This window comes from Dyella sp. SYSU CM1112 (genome assembly GCF_058216415.1).
On the sequence record NZ_JBZEGI010000077.1, the window covers coordinates 1 to 363 of the forward strand.

General features: G+C 66.4%; 1 protein-coding gene. It reads left to right on the forward strand.

Annotated features, from left to right (window positions below):
• Positions 1 to 84 precede the first annotated feature (84 nt).
• The coding region (locus tag AC4HNJ_RS21690) for a hypothetical protein (RefSeq protein ID WP_490481696.1) at positions 85 to 363 on the forward strand (279 nt) is incomplete at its 3' end.

Consider the following 363-nt stretch of genomic DNA (forward strand, 5'->3'; position numbering starts at 1 on the left):
GCTACGACACCCGCAATCGCCTGATCACGCGCACCGATGCAATGAACCAGAGCGAGTCGTGGACATACAACGGGCTGGGGCCAGGTGCTCAGCCACACCGACCGCAAAGGGCAGCTCACCGACCTCAGCTACGACGCGCTCAACCGCCGCAGCCTGGTGTCCTACGCCGATGGCTCCGGCCTCCAGGCCAGCTACGATGCCGGCAATCGCCTGACCAGTCTGGTTGATTCCAGCAGCGGCACGCTCAGTTGGGGCTACGACGGCCTGGATCGCATCACCAGCACCAGCAGCCCGCAAGGCAGCGTCTGCTACACCTACGATGCGGCCGGCCGGCGCACCAGCATGACCCCTGCGGCGCAAGCC